This is a genomic window from Mesorhizobium sp. LSJC269B00, from assembly GCF_000502815.1.
Lineage (GTDB): Bacteria > Pseudomonadota > Alphaproteobacteria > Rhizobiales > Rhizobiaceae > Mesorhizobium.
Genome location: NZ_AYVN01000004.1, coordinates 1 through 16,383, shown reverse-complemented (window position 1 = coordinate 16,383; position 16,383 = coordinate 1). Strand labels below are relative to the sequence as shown.

Genomic DNA, 16,383 nt, shown 5'->3' with positions numbered 1-16,383 from the left:
CTGTCGCTGACCAATGGCGGCCAGGTTCAGCTGCAATATGAGGTAANGTTCGATTCCGAACTCAATCTGTCGCTGACCAATGGCGGCCAGGTTCAGCTGCAATATGAGGTAACGCGCCAGGACGGCGACGGCGACACCATTACCGAGAAGGCGACCGTCGACCTGATCAACGGCCAAGGCTCCGCATTCTCCTTCGACGACGATGGGCCAAGCCTAACGGTCGGCGCCCACGATGGAGCGGCTGGCCTGCTTTCCGTCGAGCTTGACGAGACGGTTGGCGCGGATCGCTACAATGGCGCTATCGGCGAGACCGAAGATGCCGGCGGCAACGCCAACACGGATGATGCCGGTCCGGGCCTGGCGCAGGTCAACACCGCGGTAGCAGGCGGACTGACCAATCTGTTCACTGTCGGCGGCAGCTATGGTTCGGACGGTCCTGGTACCGTTACCGGGAATCTGAGCTTTACCGGCATTCCGGCCGGTGGCCTTGCCACGAATCTCACCGCCACCGACGGCGGCGCCGTCACGCTCTTCCTCGAAGGAGGAGTGATCGTCGGCCGCGACACGCATGGCGATCAGGTTCTGACCATCGCGATCACCGGGGCGCCTGGCGCCGAGCAGCTGCAGACCACGCTCTACGAAGCGCTCAACCATGGCGCCGACGGCAACAAGTTCGATTCCGAACTCAATCTGTCGCTGACCAATGGCGGCCAGGTTCAGCTGCAATATGAGGTAAANGCTGCAGACCACGCTCTACGAAGCGCTCAACCATGGCGCCGACGGCAACAAGTTCGATTCCGAACTCAATCTGTCGCTGACCAATGGCGGCCAGGTTCAGCTGCAATATGAGGTAACGCGCCAGGATGGCGACGGCGACACCATCACAGAGAAGGCGACCGTCGACCTGATCAACGGCCAAGGCTCCGCATTCTCCTTCGACGATGACGGGCCGAAGGTTACTGGCACCGCCCAGGTCACCGCGAATGTCGACGAAGACGGTCTGCACAACAGCCAGTCCACCGGAAATGCCGACAATCTTCAGCCTGGCGAAGTGACCGGAACAAACTCCGCGGTTGCCATCGGTGCTGCCGGCGCATTGAATGCAATCGTCGACTTCGGCTCTGACGGCCCGAATGCGACTTCGGCCTTCGGCCTTGTCACCCAAACCACCCCATCGGATTCGGGATTTGATTCGAAAGGCGGCAATGTCCTCATCGTCTCCGACGGCACGACCCTGACCGGCTATGTCGATGTAGGCGCCGGCGCCGGCTATCAGGCGGGCACGGATCGTCCTGTTTTCACCCTGACCGTCGGTGCGGACGGCTCCTATGTCTTCACCCTGATCGATCAGATCGATCATCCGACTCTGGATATGCTCCCGGGCGACAACACCGAAAATACGCTTGCCAATGGCGGTATCGATCTTTCGGCCTTTGTCGTTGCCATGGACGGTGACGGCGATACCATCGGACTGGCGGCTGGTACATTCAAGGTCCAGGTGCTCGACGACGTTCCGCAGATCGTCGCGCGGGATGCCGGCACGACGACCACAACCACGACCGAAACGATCGTCTACACGCTGCAGGCCGGCAACACCGATGTTCGCGGCATGGATGGCGCAGGCAACCACGACATCAAGCTCAGCGCCGTCGACATCAACGAAGGCGACAATTCCGTCAACACCACCGGCACCAAGATCGGCGTTGGCGACGGCCAGATCATCGACGGATACGAAACCCATCCGCATTTGACCGGCCCCGAAATCGTGACGATGGACTTCGTCAACAATCTTGTCATCGCCCCCAACAATCCGAATCCGCCCAGCATCACCGACGGTGGTTCATACGACGTCGACTCGGTCAAGTTCACGATCGATGTTGCGGAAGCCCAGGGTGTCGAAGCCGCCGTGATGTTCATCGGCGCCAAGGACGGTGGCACATTCGAGCCGTTCACCGTGAGCATCAATGGTGTGCTGACGGCCGGCACGGCTGTCTTCGAGGGCGGCGTGCAGGTGGGCTATGCCTTCGCCGGCGTGCCCGATGGTGCGACTGTCGAGGTCATCGGCAGCACCCCGTTCGACCAGCTCAAGGTGGGCAACTACAACGATTTTACCTTCGATTCCAACGCTGGCGGAACCGATGCGACCCTGACTGGCGGCAACCCGTTCAAGATCTTCGGCATCGAAGCCAAGGTCACGACAGTCACAACGCAGACCGAGGTCTTCCGGGTCAGCCACGACGAGTCCGCCGGCGTCAACAACGCCGCAGATCCCAATCCGGCGGATGACACCGCTCTCTCCCCGCCAGCTCTGGTGGACGAGCCGGGGGCGTTGGGCTACGCAAAATCGTCAGCCAGCGCGCTCGGCCTTTTCAACGCCTCGGTCGGCGCCGATGACGACGCGACATTCTCGTTTGCCGTCACCGACGCGATTGGCAATCCGCTGTCAAACGTCGATTCCGGCCTGAAGACACTCGACGGCTCGGCGATCATGCTCTCGACAAATGCGGACGGCGTTCTCGTTGGTTCTGCCAACGGCGTCGACGTCTTCAAGGTTTATGTCGATCCGACCGGAGCGGTCTGGATCGGGCAATATCAGCCGATCGCTCACAATGTCGACGGTTCAAGCACCGCAGCCTTTGACGACATAGCGACCGTCGCCGCCGACCTGCACGTCAAGGCCACCATCACCGATTTCGACGGCGACACGAGCACCGCCGTATCCCATGTCGCGTTGAGCATCGAATTCCAGGATGATGGCCCGGTTGCGGTCAACGATCAGGACTCGGTCACCGAAGATGGGCCGCTCACGGCAGACGGCAATGTGATCACGGGCGTGGGTGGCGCCGACGCAAACGCAACCGACGGCCACGCGGATCACCTCGGCACCGACGGCTTGGGCTCGATCACCTGGGACGGCGCCGTTGCCAACCACGTTGCTGGAACCTACGGCCAGCTTACGGTGGGCGCCGACGGCAGCTACACATATGTGCTCTACACCCAAGCCCAGAACCCGGCCGGGTATGCCGCGGTACAGGCGCTGGATGTCGGCCAGACCGTGGCCGAGAGCTTCGACTATGCTGTGGCGGATGGCGACGGCGATACCGCTCTGGCGTCCCTGACCATCACCATCAACGGCACCAACGACGTGCCGCAGATCGTCGTCGACCAGGGCAACCCGGCCGGCGCGCACGACCTGGTCTATGAAGCCGGCCTTGCGGCGGGCTCGGCGGCCGGCAACGGCAGCACGGTGGCGACCGGCACCTTCACGGTATCGGACCCCGACGGTCTCGACGACGTCCAGAGCGTCACCATCGGCGGCACCACGGTTGCCATCGGCAGCCTCAACGGTTCGACCTTCCCGGGCGACCACGGCACGCTGCTGATCACCGGCTACAACGCGGTAACTGGCGTAGCGACCTACCAGTACACGCTGACCAGTCCGACCACGGACGTTCCCGCCGTCACCGAGACCGAGACCTTCTCGCTCACCGTGTCGGACGGCACCTCCTCGTCAGCCCCGGCGGCAATCGTCATCACCATCGTCGACGACGTGCCGACCGCACACGCCGATACCGACAGTGTTGCGTCCAACCAGTTCACCGCCGAGNTGACGGCCAGCTATGTCTACAATGCAACCACCGGCATCGGCACCATCAGCTACGCCTATACGCTGATCGACAACACGCTGACCGATCCGTCGAGCACCAGCTTCGCGGTCGTCGTCACCGACGCCGACGGCGACAGCGCTCCAGCCGGCAATCTCGTCATCACCATCGTCGACGACGTGCCGACCGCACACGCCGATACCGACAGTGTTGCGTCCAACCAGTTCACCGCCGAGACCGGCAATGTGCTGAGCGCGGTTGGCACCACCTCGCCGGTCACCGGCATCGACGTCAAGGGCGCCGATGGCGCTGCCGTGGTCGGCGTTGCCGCCGGCAACACCAATCTCGATGTCGACAATGCCGCAACGCTCGGCACCCAGGTCCAGGGCAGCTACGGCAAGCTGACGCTCAACGCCGACGGCTCCTACTCCTATGTTCGCGATGCCGGCACGCAGGGCGGCGTCAGCGATGTCTTCACCTACACCATCAAGGACGGCGACGGCGACACCTCGCACACCACGCTGACCATCGCCATCGGCGATTCAACCCCGACCGACGCCATTCCGGCTGCCGGCGGCGCCACCACCACCGTCTATGAAGCCAGCCTGCCGGCACGCGCCGGCGAACCGGCCGGCTCCAACGAGCCTGCAACCACCGAGACCACTTCGGGCACCATCGGCTTCACCTCGCCCGACGGCCTGACCACCGTCTCGCTGGGTGGCCATGTGCTGACCGGCTCGGCCCAGACTTTTGCCGACGGCACCACAGGATCGCTGACGGCCAGCTATGTCTACAATGCAACCACCGGCATCGGCACCATCAGCTACGCCTATACGCTGATCGACAACACGCTGACCGATCCGTGACGGCCAGCTATGTCTACAATGCAACCACCGGCATCGGCACCATCAGCTACGCCTATACGCTGATCGACAACACGCTGACCGATCCGTCGAGCCCCAGCTTCGCGGTCGTCGTCACCGACGCCGACGGCGACAGCGCTCCAGCCGGCAATCTCGTCATCACCATCGTCGACGACGTGCCGACCGCGACGAATGACACCTGGGGGCCAACGATCACCGGTGCGACGGTCCTCACCGGCCTCCTGACCAACGACAAATTCGGCGCCGACGGCGTCGACACCGACAACAATCCGGTCAGCGGCCAGGTGACCGCCACCAACGGTGCTCACGGCACCGTCACCTACAACAACGATGGAACGTTCACCTACACACCGACGGGCATCTATGTCGGGTCGGACTCTTTCACCTACACGATCAAGGACGGTGACGGCGACGCTTCGACGGCCACGGTGACCCTGAATGTGCAGACCAACACCGTTCCATCGGGTGGCGGGACAGCGTCGTTGACATTGAACGAAGCCGCGCTCGACACCACGCTCGATGCTTCGGCGCCTGCGGATCTCCAAGCCGGGGCCGTGACCGGCACCAACCCAGGCAGCCGCGGCGAGACGGCGCAAGCAATCAGCGGCATCACCTTCACCACGACCGGCGAAGCCATTAATGTTGCATTCGCCAACCCGACCGGCGATCCAAACTGGGTGGCGCCGACTGTTTCTGGCCTAGCCTCTGGATACACAATCAGCTGGGCGCTCGTCGGCAACCAACTCGTCGGCAGTCTGATACAAACGGCCGGCAGCGTGAACCTCGGCGCATTCGTCTATCTGGCGCTGTCAAACACAAGCGCCGGCGCCAACAGTTCGTTGACACCCGTCGTTACCGCGACACTGACCGACCAGCTCCAGCATCTTGCCGGCTCGGGCAACGTCACCATCAACGGGCTTCAGGTGGTGGCAACCGACACCAGCGGTGATCATGTTTCCGGATCGGTCAATCTGACGGTCCTGGACGACGTTCCGCTGCCATTCAAGCCGGATGGCATCTTCGTGGAAAACACCACGCATACGGTGCTGACGGAGAGCATCAATTTTGCCGCGAGCGCCGGTGCTGACGGCGTTGGCAATGTCGTGTTCAACGTGACCGAAGGCGCGGCCGTCACATCAGGCAGCACAAACATATTCCTGAATGGCGAGCAGGTCTTCTTCCACGTCGTCGATACGCATACTGTGGAGGGACGGACCTCGGCCGCGAACGGCAGCGACCTCGCTTTCACGGCGACCCTGAACCCGGCGACAGATACTTGGACATACACCCAGGCCGCGACGATGTTTGCCGGCAACCAGTTCAATACGGCGAACTTCTCGCCAAGCGGCGGCAACAACCAAGCGATTGTCCTGGACTCCATCGGCTCAACCAGCGACCTGCTTGCAACCGCCAACAGCCCCAATTTCGTGAACACCAGCACGGGCAGTTGGGGCGTCGATGGCGGAAACAGCATCAGCCCTGGTGAGAAGATCCGCTTCGATTTCGTCAGCAATGCAACCACCGACGGCACCATCGCCGGAACCCCCGCGGGCATCGGGGCGGGAACCCACTATACGGATCACTACGAGGTGGCTAGCTATACACAGGGGATTGGCAATGTCTCGGGACCGGGCCTGGTTTCGATAACGATCCGCCCGGTCAACGCCGACTATGATAACACCTACATAGGTGATGTTACCGGCGAAAGCACGGCCCTCGGCGCCTTGGTCACTGTCGTCAACGGCTCCGGCGGAGCTACTCCGACCGCAACGAACAATGGGGACGGAACGTGGACGATCACCGGTCTCGCGCAAGGCGACACCTTTACCGTGGTTGCAAATTCGGACCCGTTCAGCGCAATCGAAATTTCGGCCAATGTTGGCTCGAATGACTTCAAGCTAGGCCCGGTCACCTACACGACCGCCAACGCCGTCACACCGTTCGACATCTCGATCCCGGTCACGGCGANGCGACCGACGGTGACGGCGACCCAATTGCCGGGTCAGTGACGGCACACCTTTCGCCCGATCTCAGCACCTGGCAAGGAACTTCGGGCGTGGACACTCACACCACGACCGCGACAGAAACCACGCTGCTCGGCGAGGACGGCAACGACACCCTCAATGGACTCAATCTCCAGGCTGATATCCTCTCCGGCGGACGCGGCGATGATACCTTGTCGGGCAACTCCGGTAACGACACGCTTTACGGCGGCTCGGGAGCGGACATACTGTTCGGCGGCGACGGCAACGACCTGCTGATCGGCGGTTCCGGTCAGGACACGCTCACCGGTGGTATAGGCGTCGATACGTTCAAGCTCGAGCACCTCGACATCAAAGATCTTATCGCTGACTACAGCGGTGTCGGCGGCCATGGCGACATCATCGACCTTACCTCCTTGTTCGATACAGCCGCCGGAGGGGCCAATGTCGGCGACTTCGTGAACTACAATGCGGGAACGAACACTGTCAGCGTCGACGCCGACGGTTTGGCCAACGGCGCCAATTTCGTGGACGTGGCCACCTTGACGAATGCACCCGTCGCCAACACGATCACCCTGCTCTACGATGACGGAGTGACGCAGCATACGACAACGGCAAACGTGGTCTAGGAGCATGGTGCGGGGCCACGCGACTATGCTATGTATTAGAGATTAGGAATACAGAGGGGGATCTCATCATGAAACGTTCCGTAAGACTGTTGGTTTCCGCTGCGGCGCTGTTGCTGGCAGTCGGGTCGACGGGCTATGCCGCCGACATCATCGACGGGCCGGTGGCCGACTATTGCCGGACCGTCGGCACATCGAACCTGGTGTTGAACGACAACATCGTCGATCTCAAGGTCCAGGTGGTCAAGCTGATGGACGAGTCGGTGGCCGTCGCCAACAGCTCGGAATGGATCAATTCGTCCCGCCCCGCCTTCGTCTGGGCGTCGGAAGCCAAGGTCGCCTGCGGCATGGCCTATGGCTACCTCAAGACGAACTACAAGGACGAGGACACGCTCAACAAGTGCGAGTGCTTCCACGACCGCATGGTCGAGTACATGAACTGACCGAAAGGGATCAAGTCGCGCCGACAGGCTGACGATGATCGCCCGTGGAAGATTGTCGAGAGCGATTGCCGGAGCGATCGCACTGGCCGTTTTTGCCCCTGAAGCCCGTGCCAACTGGCTGGAACGACCTGCCCTCGAGCAGCAAGCTCCGTCCGGCTTGACGCGGCCGGTTCGCTGCGATGTCGCTCCGGAATGGACGCGCGAGACATTCAAGGCGTTCGCGACGTGCCAGGCATCGCTCTACGGCCTGGAGCCGGTGCTGGCGCACGCGGTGATGGAGATCGAAAGCGGATTCGATCCCGATGTGCACGGCGCCGATGGTGAAGTCGGGTTGATGCAAGTGATGCCGGCGACGGCGCGAATGCTTGGCTTTCGCGGTTCGCTCGACGAACTCGCGGTCCCTGCGACCAACATCGCGCTCGGCGTCAGATATCTGGCGCAGGCAAACAGCCTTGCCGAAGGCGATCTTTGCACGACGGTCATGAAATATCGCGCCGGGCACGGTGAAACCCGGTTCTCCGAACTTTCGGTCCGCTACTGCCGGCGTGCGCGTGCAATCCTGGCGAGAGAAGGTTTTGCGGTGGCCGGGCCATTGCCGGTGGCGACGTTCGGATTCTCCGCATTCCCGACAGCAGGAGACGATGGTGCCCCTGCCCCGGCGAGGCGGATTTGTGTGCGCCGGCTGTTCGTGCCGGGCCCGCGATACATGAAATGCACGGACTATCGAAGCGCCGGGCAAGCCAGAATGATCAAGGCGCTCCGGGCAAGACTTTTCGACGGCTGAGCCATAATCCAGCAATTGCAAAGACGGCGAGGCAAGTCTGCCGTAAGATGAACGGATGAGACCGGGACAAATACCCGGCGGGATATGAGGGAGGCATCATGGATTCTGGCCGGCAGCGACACGGTTCGTGGACGTGGGCGATCGTCTTTGCGTTCGCGGGCATAGTGTCGGGCTGCCAGTCGAAAGGCAGCGTCTCGGACGCGCTCGATCCGGCGGCGATCGCCGCACCTGGAGCGCCGGTCACCGGCGCCGTTGCCGGTCCCGCCCAGGCGACGCAATCGCTCGGCACGGGATCGACGAAGGTCACGATGCTGCTGCCTTTGTCGGCCCCGGGCGACGCCGGCGAAAACGGCAGGAAGATGCTCGATGCGACCAAGCTGGCGATGGCCGACCTTGGAAATGTCCTGCTCACGGTCACGGTCGAGGACACCATGGGCGACAGCGCGCACGCCAGCGAATTGGCGGTGAAGGCTATCACCACCGGAGCCACGATCGTCATCGGCCCGGTGGAACTTGCCGCGGCTCAGCACATTGCCAAGCTGTCGGGATCGAAGCGGCCGCCGGTGCTGGCGCTGGCCGACAATTTCGCCGGCGGCCCGGGCGTCTATGCGGTGCGCCTCAACGAGGCCGACAGCGCGGCCGCGGGCGCAGCCGGCCTGGCGGCCAAAGGCAGCAAGAAGTTCGTGTTGCTCGTTGCGGCAGGAGCGAATGCCGGCGCGGTTGAAAAGCGGGTCGCCAACAGCCTCAGCATCTATGGCGCGACGCTCGCCGTCACCATTCCGTATCCGGCCGGCGATGGCGGCACCAAAGTGGTCAATGATATGGGCTCGCTGGTCGAGGCTCCCGATGCCATCATCATCGCCAGCGGCGACGACAATCCGGCGCAGATCCTTGCGGCGCTCAAAACGAAAGGCATTCCTGGAAAAGCAATTGCCGTCGTTGGAACCAACCGCTGGCTGGAACATCCGATGGAGCCGCTGTTTGAAGGCTCCTACATCGCCACGCTCGACCCAACCGAAACCGGCCCGATCGCCGACCGCTTCAGGACGACCTACAATTATCCAGCCGACGCCAATGTCGCCTACGCCTATGATATGGTCGCCCTGACAGCAGGAATTGCAAGTTCGGCCGGGCCTGACGGCTTCAGCAAGCAGGTGCTCGAAAATCGGAGCGGATTTCGCGGATCGACCGGCCTGTTCCGGTTTCGGGCGGATGGCTCCAGTGAGCGATCCATGCCCTTCTACCAGGTTCGAAAAGGCGCACTCAAGCTGGTCGCCAAATCGACATCGGGGTATTGAGGGGCAAGGAACCTTGCTTGAGTTGATGGGCTGGCTGAGGCACAATCGCTTGATATTGCTCGGAAGCCTGCTCCTCCTGGCCGGGGTCTTGTTGATCATCCGGGCCGCCGATCTGCTTCCCATCGATCGGCCGATACCAGCGCCGCGTCAATCCATCGACGATAGCCAGCCAATGCGACCAGTTGCGACCGTCGCCAATACGCCATGGCGAGGACGGGCACGCAAGATTGCTCAGGACCTTATCGCGCCGCCACAGCTTGATTCGGCGCAAATCGAACGGGTCGAGCCGCGCCCGCCGCTCAGCGACCTTGGTCTGGCCGCGCCTGCAGGGATGCGAATGCCAAAGGATTGGCCAGGGGTCTTGCTTTACCAACCGGTTGCCACCTCGTCGGCAACCTTCGAATCCATGGGGCGCAAGGTAGTCATCAGCGGGATCCAAGGCATTGACCTGGATGAGACCTGTTCCTTTCGTGGCATCGCCTGGCCTTGCGGCCAGCGTGCGCGCGCGACGTTCAATTCCTGGCTGCGCGGCCGGGCGCTGAAATGCGTCGTGCCGCCGGAAATCGATCGTTTTGCCATTGCGGCACCGTGCAGCTTGGGCAAGCAGGATGTCGGCGCGTGGCTTGTTTCCAATGGCTGGGCGACGGCCTTGGCGAGTGGCATCTATGGCAAGGCGGAGGCAGTGGCCAGAGACGCGCAGATGGGGATATTCGGCCCGCCGCAATAGCCGATAATTCGGTGTCGTTGCTTTTGCCGCCGTAGCCTTGCTTTTGAAGGGCTGATTTCGGGCCGATGGTAGGTGATTGCGCCATTACTAAAATTGTATGTTTCCTCGAAACTGAAAGTGCAGCACCTTGGCCTTATGACAGCCGATCAGGCGGGAGATTGGCTAATGATGACACCAATGGCGAATAGCTCGCCCCGGCAATGGAAAGATATCGCATGGCTGACCGCCCTAGGATCGGCGGGAATTCTGCTCCTCTCGGTTGGCCTAAATTATCTGCTTCTGTTCTCGGAAGCCTTGACGCCCTTCGGCCGCAGCATGGTCACAGCGATCCTCTTGCCGGTCATCGTCGGTGGCCCACTTTTCCTGTTCATTGGACTGCAGCGGACCGAGCTCGTCCGTTATCGAAGAGAACTCAACAAGTCGGCGACCTTTGACAGCCTGACAGGCTGCCTCAACCGGACAGTCTTCACGTCGATGGTCGAAAGGAGAGCAACCAGGCCGGAATCGTCTGGTCCAAGATCTGGCGCCTTCCTGGTCATTCATCCCGAACACATCAGGTCGATCAATCTGCGCTTCGGCCTTGGCTGGGGTGACGAAGCCTTGCGGCTCATAGCCTCGACCATCCAGTCATCGGTACGCAAGGAAGATCTGGTGGGCCGGATCGGAACCTCCATGTTCGGGGTCTTTCTGCCCGGTGCGACAGAAGACGACGCCAGGGAGATCGGCGACCGTATCCGCGCGCGCGTGGCCCAAGCCTATTTCGCGCCAAAAGGAACCGCGGACACGCTGACCATCAGCGTCGGCGGCGTGGTGTTTGAAAACGAGTTGGAATTCGAGGACATGTTCCGATCGGCGGAATCGCTGTTATCCGGCGTCGAACGCCAGCCCGGATTTCAATTGTCGCACCTCCACAACTAGCTGAAACAAGTCGTTGCCGGAGGAACACCGCCGCAAATGTCTTGCCGCACGGCTGCGGCAGCGATCATCTTGGCCCTTGTTGCCAAACCGGACGATTGACCCATGGGCGGTTTCAACCCGTGGGAGGTCTGGTTCCTGACGGTGCTGACGGCATCGCCGCGCATCGCTGGCAGTATTTGCCGGACCGACCAAGTTCTGGTTGCCGCTGGTTGCAGCAACCTTGATCGCCTTGATGGCCGGCTATCGGACCATGCTGCTGCCGCCGAACTCCTGACAGGTCGAGACACCCGCCGCGCGAGTAGCATCAGGTTCGGCGCTCAGGGTACGAGCGACAAAGCTTGAGGCACACAGATGCTGGCCCCCCACGGCTCTCTCTTCATCGGTGGGGATCACAAGCGCGTCGACGTCGGAACCAGCAAGGCTGATGACCTCGTCGCCTCGCCCATTCAGCTTGTGGTCGATATTAACCGCAAGCCAGCCGGCCACAGCCCCGGCCCTCTCTCGAATATATGGCGCGTTTTGGCGTATGCCTGCCTTGAACACCAGCGTGTCCAGTCCGCCTATCGCAGCGGCCAGCGACCCGATCTCGCGTGCGATACGATAGACGAAGAGATCGACTGCTTCGGCGGCAAGAGGATCATCGGAGTCGATTAGCGTCCGCATATCACCGGATATCCCCGACACTCCGAGCAGGCCGGATTGCTCGTAGAGAAGGGTGACCAATCGTCCGTCTGCAGCTTCCGGTCATTCAGCAAATGGAGGGTGACGCCAGGATTGAGCGCGCCGCAACGCGTGCTCATGACGAGGCCGTCCAATGTCGAAAACCCAACACTTATTCCAGCATTCATGGCGCACAGACTGGCACCGCTGCCGAGATGGGCGACGATCACCTTGCCGCCAGCTGCGGGTCCGTAGCGGGTCCGAAGCTGCGAAGCGATATGGCTATAGGTAAGCCCGTGAAACCCATAGGAAATGCCGGCATCGGTCATCGCATGCGGAAGGCCATAGATCTTGGCGATCCGAGGCCGAGCGTATTCTTATGGATGACGATCTGGATGCGCCCAGGTAGTCGTCTTCATACGTGTCCTCGCCATACGGAGTTCAGAACCCGCCTAATTGCACGTGGTTGCCGCCGATTACCGCACGCATCGTTGCAGGTTCTTTCGAGACCGGGAGGCTTAGCTACTGTGACAGGCGCCAACGAAAGACCGACAAATTGACGAACAGGCCCAAAGCCATTTCACTCTAGCGGAAAGACTTAGCCAATAACGCTCAATTCAAACTTTGAGAATTAAGCGTAATCCATTGATGTAGTAAGTTTGTGGGCCCGGAGGGTCAGCGTTTTCTACAGGAAATCAGTACGTCAGTGGTTGGTTCGCCAAGCCGTTTCTCTCGTATTCTCTCGTATGGTCTGGCGAACCAAAGGCCAAGAAGACAACTAGTTCCATGAGAGCTGTATTTGACCATGGTAGTATGAGCGCTGCCGCATTTGGCCGGAAGCTGACTGGCCGCTTCTGGCGCAAAACGATAACGGACGTTTAACCTGGTCTGGTTCAAGCACCGTTGTCGGGTTCAAATCGCGTGACCACGCCAATGCTACTCCAGTATGGCGCTTCGGAACCTCCAGGTTGCGGGGCCTTGTGATCGCAAGTAAACAGTCGCGGAATTTGGTCACACGAAATGGCCAATGACCGGTTTCGAACGTCCGCAATTCGTGGCGTCAACGATATATTGCACACCGACGGGACCTTACTGACCGATGCCGGCCTGCTCGCCTGGAGGCTGGGGAGGAGCGGCCCGGGGAGTCTCTGGGCCGGCATCGGTCACCGCTGGCATTACGCTGTTGCCGGCGGAAGCTGAGAGTCATTGTGATAAGGGCAATTCGCCCACCTCGTCGTCAAACTGCGCGGCCGTGAATGACCTACTGCATTCCGCGGAGGGAATTCACGTCGGCGCAGAACTCGGCGTAGGGCTTGCTCATTGCCGCGTCATTGCATTCGCGCATGATCATTTCGCGCATGGGCTTTGGCTTGGCCATGAAGACCGCCTTGAACTCGGGCATGGACTTCAGTGTCTTCATCGAGGCATCGGTGTAGAATGGCACGATATTGTCGACGACATCAACCGCGCCGGCAACTGCCATGCTCCCTAGATTGCCGGCCGAGCACCCGCCGCGTGAAAGTGCTGCTCAGGGAGAACAATAGCGAACGCGCTCATTGCCTCTCCCTTCGCTGCGCGCTTTGCCCCAGCCAGCCCACGCGCCTTTCTCGTTCGCCGGGCTTTGGGCTTACAATTCCAATCTCGACATAACCAGCTGCACCATCATCACNACGCGCCTTTCTCGTTCGCCGGGCTTTGGGCTTACAATTCCAATCTCGACATAACCAGCTGCACCATCATCACATGATCAACAGCCTCTCATTCTCTACCAGGCATACTATGACGCCTGGCTGGACCCGGGGACCAAAGGACCAGCCTCAAGCACATTCTCAGCCACGACATCGACGGTCAGCTGCAGTTCAACCGCGTTGGACGTGAGGTGAACACGAGCGCCGTCAANTTCCCTACACGACGCTCTTCCGATCTCCAAAGGACCAGCCTCAAGCACATTCTCAGCCACGACATCGACGGTCAGCTGCAGTTCAACCGCGTTGGACGTGAGGTGAACACGAGCGCCGTCAACAAATTTCCCAACGACCATCCCGGCCTGGTCGGGCGGAGCCGGCGACTTTCTCTGTTCGCCGAAATCGTCAAGCACGCCCCTGCTGGGGCGAAGCTTTCTAAAGCACGCTCCGACCACATATTTTCAGGAGGGCGGGATGACAGAGCGTGAGCAAGAGATCGTCGCGAATGCATGGGCACTGGCTACGGGCGCACAACAAATCCTAGAGGCGCTTCTCATCATGCTGAAAAAGTCGGGAACGTCGCGCGATCTTCGATTGCCGGGTAGCCGGGAAGTGGACCATCAGTTAGGGGTCCGTAGCTAGAGCGTGATAAAGCAGCAAACACACTATCATAGAAACGGCGCTGCCTAGCAGCTGGTCTGCCGTCAGGCCGGAAAAATAGACAAGATGAAACGCCACCAACGCTCTACCAATCACGGTTCGGAACACTGCCGAACTAACCGTTAGTCGGCGCTAATGTTCCGGTCTGGACTCGCTACCGCTTTGGAAGCATTCTGCACTCGGGGGAGAGGGCGTGGGCAAAGTCCAGCGTCATCAAGGTGCGGATCAGGCCGACCGCTGGCGCAAGACCGCAAAGGGGCGGTGGATGTGGCGACGGCAATATCTGCCGGCGCTGGTGATGGTTCCCTGACCGGCTCATCCCAGCTGGCTGGCTGAGTGGCACCCGCACGGCCGGCGCGGGGAGCTGCGATATCAAGGGCAACATTTCCACCAGTACCGATGAGCGATTTATCACGTTCCAGGGCAGGAGCATTACTGGAAGACGACGATCAGTTTCAGTACAGCGAGCGCTGGCTGTGCAGCGAGGCAGAGGCATGGGCCGCCGGCTGGCGCAAAGCAAGGCGGTAGCGCGGTAGCCACCACCATGTGCAGGCCCGCCAGCCCGTCATCATGGTCCGAACCTGATCGCACCCGCCGACCTTGGTCTCAACGTCGTTGATTGGCACTGCCACGCGGCTTTCCTTCATTCGCATGGTTCGCAGACATTAGCATGATCGCATACTCTCATCATCCGGCGTCGTCTCCCTCACAAAGCAGCGCCGGTAAGGCTCGGCGCCCTTCTTGTTTGTCCCGTGTGCCAAAGGAGGTCGCCGGGCCTGCCGTTGCTCATCTTTGCGGGTTGCTCCTGATGGCTCCGCTTGGCGCCGTGGCCCTGCGTCTTCCTTCGGGTAAGGCCGGCGAGGCGCTTGTCAGACGGCCTGGCATGTAGAATTATGGTCCTCGTTGCGGCGATGCCCTCAATGGAGAGCGCCAATGGCCAGAACAAACCTTCCGAACAGCTTTCCCGGGCTGAAATCGAGCGCTTCCTGGCGGCAGCCGAAGCGCTGCACAAGAGCATCGNCCTTCCGAACAGCTTTCCCGGGCTGAAATCGAGCGCTTCCTGGCGGCAGCCGAAGCGCTGCACAAGAGCATCGCCGGGCCGCTCCTGGCGTACCACAGGGAGCACTGCCAAGCTCTACCTGAGGCCCATGGACCGCTGTTGAAGTCGATTGAGACGGTCACCGGCCAGAAGGCGCAGTTCATCCGCTGGAACGGGACAGCCCCGGAGAAGCCTCCGGGCTGGTTCTCCTCGCGCAACTCTCGCGCCGCATCACCTCTAAGAGCAGTTCGAAGACGCTTTCGATTTCGCCGTTGATTTGGTCGGCAGGGATGCCAGGCTTCTCGGCCGCTGTCGTCAATTGGTCTGCTAAGTCGCTGGCGGCGATCGGATCGCCCCGCGTCACAATCGCGGCGCGGAGGGGTTTTATTAGCTCCCCCTCATCTTGACGCCGGCGCCGGCTACTCCAAAGTCTTGGGCGTCGCTCGGGGAAGTATCAAAGTTGGCGACGAGGTCGCAGTCACGGCGATTGTGCGCGGCCGGGTGACGCCCGATCGCATAAGCGTGACGATCCCCTCCTACGACTTCCCGCATTCTGTTGTCGATTCGACTTGGAAGACTGTGATTGGCCAGCATATGGAATTGATCGGCCCTGTCACACGCATCGACGGGGACAAGGTAACCGTCAGCCTCCGNTGTGATTGGCCAGCATATGGAATTGATCGGCCCTGTCACACGCATCGACGGGGACAAGGTAACCGTCAGCCTCCGGCCATTGGTGACTGTCGAGGCCGAGCACGTGCGCCTTGTCGAAAGACATGTGGCGCTTCCACGCGGGCGAAAAAAGTCGCTGGTTGACAAGGCTTAAACTTCGTTGCCGACCCCAGGAACAGCCCACTGAAACTTTCTCCTTCACATCGGCTCTGGTCGCCTCCCGCTAGCTGCCGGCGCGTTGCGATATCGGCACAGTAGACGGGTTGGCATTTTCCGAACTTTCCGCCATGTCGTCGCGATGACGTTGGCGAAGGCGCTTCAGCAGATCGCGTGAGGCTTGAATCGCCCTGCGCGATTGATCCATGTTCTGGCGAAACGTGGCGCGTTCCTCCATGGACTT

The 16,383-nt window shown here is 61.1% G+C and carries 10 protein-coding genes and 1 pseudogene; 8 read left to right on the top strand and 3 right to left on the bottom strand.

Going from position 1 to position 16,383, the window contains the following annotated elements:
- The first annotated feature begins 1,051 nt into the window (after positions 1-1,051).
- The 8 genes from X771_RS18265 (at position 1,052) to X771_RS153845 (ending at position 11,267) form a co-directional block, all read left to right on the top strand.
- Complete coding sequence (locus X771_RS18265) at positions 1,052-4,471, top strand: VCBS domain-containing protein (RefSeq protein ID WP_023687772.1); 3,420 nt, start codon at positions 1,052-1,054, stop codon at positions 4,469-4,471.
- Positions 4,468-6,498: an Ig-like domain-containing protein gene (locus X771_RS153820; protein WP_023687771.1), complete on the top strand. Its 2,031-nt coding sequence runs from the start codon at positions 4,468-4,470 to the stop codon at positions 6,496-6,498. The genes X771_RS18265 and X771_RS153820 overlap by 4 nt, the downstream gene beginning before the upstream one ends.
- 47 nt (positions 6,499-6,545) lie before the next feature.
- The gene (locus X771_RS1000000165880) at positions 6,546-7,100 is read left to right on the top strand and encodes a calcium-binding protein (RefSeq protein ID WP_023713333.1); all 555 of its coding nucleotides are present in this window, start codon (positions 6,546-6,548) and stop codon (positions 7,098-7,100) included.
- 68 nt (positions 7,101-7,168) lie between these two features.
- Positions 7,169-7,540 (top strand): hypothetical protein, encoded by a 372-nt coding sequence (locus tag X771_RS153825; RefSeq protein ID WP_023687769.1) that lies wholly within the window; start codon positions 7,169-7,171, stop codon positions 7,538-7,540.
- A gap of 34 nt (positions 7,541-7,574) precedes the next feature.
- The gene (locus X771_RS153830; RefSeq protein ID WP_023687768.1) at positions 7,575-8,324 is read left to right on the top strand and encodes a transglycosylase SLT domain-containing protein; all 750 of its coding nucleotides are present in this window, start codon (positions 7,575-7,577) and stop codon (positions 8,322-8,324) included.
- Between the two features lie 98 nt (positions 8,325-8,422).
- Positions 8,423-9,622 carry an ABC transporter substrate-binding protein gene (locus X771_RS153835; RefSeq protein ID WP_023687767.1) on the top strand — a complete coding sequence of 400 codons (1,200 nt, stop codon included), beginning with the start codon at positions 8,423-8,425 and terminating at the stop codon, positions 9,620-9,622.
- A 13-nt stretch (positions 9,623-9,635) separates the two neighbouring features.
- A complete protein-coding gene (locus tag X771_RS153840) occupies positions 9,636-10,349 on the top strand; it encodes a thermonuclease family protein (RefSeq protein WP_245262551.1) in 714 nt (237 codons plus the stop codon).
- A gap of 165 nt (positions 10,350-10,514) precedes the next feature.
- Positions 10,515-11,267 carry a GGDEF domain-containing protein gene (locus tag X771_RS153845; RefSeq protein WP_023687765.1) on the top strand — a complete coding sequence of 251 codons (753 nt, stop codon included), beginning with the start codon at positions 10,515-10,517 and terminating at the stop codon, positions 11,265-11,267.
- A gap of 240 nt (positions 11,268-11,507) precedes the next feature.
- On the opposite strand, the pseudogene X771_RS1000000166670 reads toward X771_RS153845, so the two are convergent.
- From X771_RS1000000166670 to X771_RS1000000168770, 3 genes and pseudogenes are all read right to left on the bottom strand, one after another.
- Positions 11,508-12,256 (bottom strand): annotated as a pseudogene (locus X771_RS1000000166670) (hypothetical protein).
- 932 nt (positions 12,257-13,188) lie between these two features.
- Positions 13,189-13,410, bottom strand: coding sequence for a hypothetical protein (locus tag X771_RS153850; protein WP_023687762.1), 222 nt, complete (start codon positions 13,408-13,410; stop codon positions 13,189-13,191).
- 1,317 nt (positions 13,411-14,727) lie between these two features.
- On the bottom strand, positions 14,728-14,919 hold the full coding sequence (locus X771_RS1000000168770) for a hypothetical protein (protein ID WP_023670919.1): 192 nt from the start codon (positions 14,917-14,919) through the stop codon (positions 14,728-14,730).
- Positions 14,920-16,383 lie beyond the last annotated feature (1,464 nt).

Excerpts from the sequence above, each read along its gene's own strand:
- X771_RS153825 (WP_023687769.1), top strand. The coding sequence starts at position 7,169 with ATGAAACGTTCCGTAAGACTGTTGGTTTCCGCTGCGGCGCTGTTGCTG.
- X771_RS153830 (WP_023687768.1), top strand. The coding sequence starts at position 7,575 with ATGATCGCCCGTGGAAGATTGTCGAGAGCGATTGCCGGAGCGATCGCA.
- X771_RS153835 (WP_023687767.1), top strand. The coding sequence starts at position 8,423 with ATGGATTCTGGCCGGCAGCGACACGGTTCGTGGACGTGGGCGATCGTC.
- X771_RS153845 (WP_023687765.1), top strand. The coding sequence starts at position 10,515 with ATGATGACACCAATGGCGAATAGCTCGCCCCGGCAATGGAAAGATATC.
- X771_RS153850 (WP_023687762.1), bottom strand. The coding sequence starts at position 13,410 with ATGGCAGTTGCCGGCGCGGTTGATGTCGTCGACAATATCGTGCCATTC.
- X771_RS1000000168770 (WP_023670919.1), bottom strand. The coding sequence starts at position 14,919 with ATGAAGGAAAGCCGCGTGGCAGTGCCAATCAACGACGTTGAGACCAAG.